This is a genomic window from Pseudonocardia pini (assembly GCF_013870575.1).
GTDB lineage: Bacteria > Actinomycetota > Actinomycetes > Mycobacteriales > Pseudonocardiaceae > Pseudonocardia > Pseudonocardia pini.
Genome location: NZ_JACBXB010000747.1, coordinates 1 through 2,708, shown reverse-complemented (window position 1 = coordinate 2,708; position 2,708 = coordinate 1). Strand labels below are relative to the sequence as shown.

Annotated in this window: 2 protein-coding genes; both read left to right on the top strand. The window is 72.5% G+C overall.

Annotated elements, in window-relative coordinates; all coding sequences use genetic code 11:
* Window positions 1-296: 296 nt before the first annotated feature.
* Complete coding sequence (locus H5J29_RS28245; RefSeq protein ID WP_181784035.1) at window positions 297-1,349, top strand: 3-isopropylmalate dehydrogenase; 1,053 nt, start codon at window positions 297-299, stop codon at window positions 1,347-1,349.
* 101 nt (window positions 1,350-1,450) lie between these two features.
* The gene (locus H5J29_RS28240) at window positions 1,451-2,449 is read left to right on the top strand and encodes an ABC transporter substrate-binding protein (RefSeq protein WP_181784034.1); all 999 of its coding nucleotides are present in this window, start codon (window positions 1,451-1,453) and stop codon (window positions 2,447-2,449) included.
* The last annotated feature ends 259 nt before the right edge of the window (window positions 2,450-2,708 follow it).

Sequence of the window (2,708 nt, the reverse complement as noted above, 5' to 3'; positions counted from 1 at the left end):
ACTCGGCTGAGCGGGTCCGACCAGCCGTCGCGCGCGGGTGGACGAGTGGGGTACCCCGTTCGGGTGATGACCGCGGCGGAGGCCCGGACCCGCCGTTCGGCCCTCCCGGCCGGAGGCGCACAATCGCACCCACTCGGGGGTGTGTCGGTCGGGTGCCGGCGTGCCGGGTGGCACGAGTTCACCGTCCCGGGTGACCCCGATGGGGTGGACGGTGGCGTCCGGCGGCGGCTCCGGCTAGTAGCGTTCGAGCGCCCCCACGGGTGTGGGATTGCGGCGAGAGAGGACAGTCGAGCAGCATGCGCCTTGCGGTCATTCCCGGCGACGGCATCGGGCCGGAGGTCATCGACGAGGCCCTGAAGGTCTTGAACGAGGTCTCCCCGGACGTCGAGACGACGACCTACGACCTGGGCGCGGCCCGGTGGCACTCCACCGGCGAGCTGCTGCCCGAGACGGTCCTCACCGAGCTCCAGCAGCACGACGCGATCCTGCTCGGCGCGGTCGGCGACCCGTCGGTCCCGAGCGGCATCCTCGAGCGCGGCCTGCTGCTGCGCCTGCGGTTCGAGCTGGACCACCACGTGAACCTGCGGCCTGCCCGGCTGTACCCCGGCGTCCGCGGCCCGCTGTCCGGCAACGCCGAGATCGACATGGTCGTCGTGCGCGAGGGCACCGAGGGGCCGTACGTCGGCACCGGCGGCCTGCTCCGCAAGGACACCCCGCACGAGATCGCGACCGAGGTCAGCACCAACACGGCCTTCGGGGTCGAGCGCGTGGTCCGGGACGCCTTCGCCCGCGCCGAGCGCCGCCCGCGCAAGCACCTCACGCTGGTGCACAAGACCAACGTGCTGACCTTCGCGGGCCGGCTGTGGTCGCGGATCGTGGAGGAGGTGTCGCTGGAGCACCCGGACGTGTCCGTCGCCTACCAGCACGTCGACGCCACCACGATCCACCTGGTCACCGACCCGGGCCGGTTCGACGTGATCGTCACCGACAACCTGTTCGGCGACATCCTCACCGACCTCGCGGCCGCGGTCACCGGCGGCATCGGCCTCGCGGCCAGCGGCAACCTCGACGCGAGCGGTCGCAACCCGTCGATGTTCGAGCCGGTGCACGGCTCGGCGCCGGACATCGCGGGCCAGGGCATCGCGGACCCGACCGCGGCCGTGCTGTCCGTCGCCCTGTTGCTGGACCACATCGGCCAGCGGGAGAGCGCCCGACGGGTGGAGGCCGCGGTGGCCTTCGACCTCGCGACCCGGGACCACAGCGCCACCGGGCACACGCAGGCGATCGGCGACCGGCTCGCCGCGCTCGTCTCGAGCCGGGACGTGACCCCGGTGAACTCCGACATCTGAGCCGGCCACGAGAGGCGCTCCCGGTGCGCGGGGGCGCCTCTCGCGTACGCGGTGCCGAAACGTTATGGCAGGGAAGCCTTACCTTCGGGTATACACATCCGGTGCCCCTCACCCGTCGCCTCGCGGCCGCTCTGCTCGCGGCCGCCGCCACCGTCCTCGCGGGCTGTGCCGCCGAGACCGCCCCCACCGAGACCCCGGCCGGTGCTGCGCCCGCCGCGGACGCCTACCCGGTCACCATCGAGCACAGGTTCGGCAGCGCCACCATCCCGGCCGCGCCCCAGCGCGTCGTGTCCCTCGGCTACACGGAGCAGGACGCGATCCTGGCCTTCGGCGTGGTGCCCGTCGGCGTCCGGTACGCCTTCGGTCCCCAGGACGACGTCTTCTTCCCCTGGGCGGACCAGGCGGCGGGCGGCGCGCAGCCGACCATCCTGCCCCGGGAGGCGGTGGACCCCGAGGCCGTCGCGGCGCTGAGACCCGACCTGATCATGGCGATCACCGCGGGGCTGGAGCAGAACGAGTACGACGTGCTGAGCCGGATCGCCCCCGTGGTCGTGCCGCCGAAGGACTATGTCGACTTCGGGGTGCCGTGGCAGGTGCAGACCCGGGTCACCGGGCAGGCGCTCGGCCAGACGGCGAGGGCCGACGAGCTGGTGCGGCAGGTCGAGGCGAGGTTCGCCGAGGTCAAGGCGGCGAACCCCGGCCTGGTGGGCAAGACCCTCGCGCTGTCCGGCCCCTCCTCCGACGGCCAGTACCCCTTCCACGCCACGGACGACACGCGCACCCGGTTCTTCGGCGAGCTCGGCATGGTCGTCCCGCCCGAGCTCGACGCCGTCGCGGGCGACCGGTTCTACGGCTACCTGTCCCGCGAGCAGGCGTCGATGCTGGACCAGGACGTGCTGGTCCTCCAGTCCGGCTCGGCCGAGGAGAGGGCGGCGATCGAGGCCGACCCGATCCTGGCGGCCGTGCCGGTGGTCGCCGAGGGACGGTCACTGTTCATCGAGGGCGCGGACTACGACGCCCTGCAGTTCGCCAGCGCCCTCTCCCTGCCGTACCTGCTCGACGGCTTCGTCCCCGAGCTGAGGGCGGTGGCCGGAGCGTGACGATCGCACGTTTCGTGCTGTCAGCGGGGTGAGATCGCCGGTTGGGTGCGGTCGGTGGGTCAAGATCGCACGTTTCGTGCTGTCAGCGCGGCACGATCGCGAGTTGCGTGCATCCGCCCCTTCAAGATCGCACGTTTCGTGCTCCCAGCGCGGCACGATCGCGAGTCGGGTGCGTTCAGTGCTGTCGGCGCCGCGTTCCGAGCACCCGGCTTGCGATCATGGAGCGCCGTCGCGAACCCGCAGCGTCGCCTCGACCACC

Excerpts from the sequence above, each read along its gene's own strand:
- H5J29_RS28245 (WP_181784035.1), top strand. The coding sequence starts at position 297 with ATGCGCCTTGCGGTCATTCCCGGCGACGGCATCGGGCCGGAGGTCATC.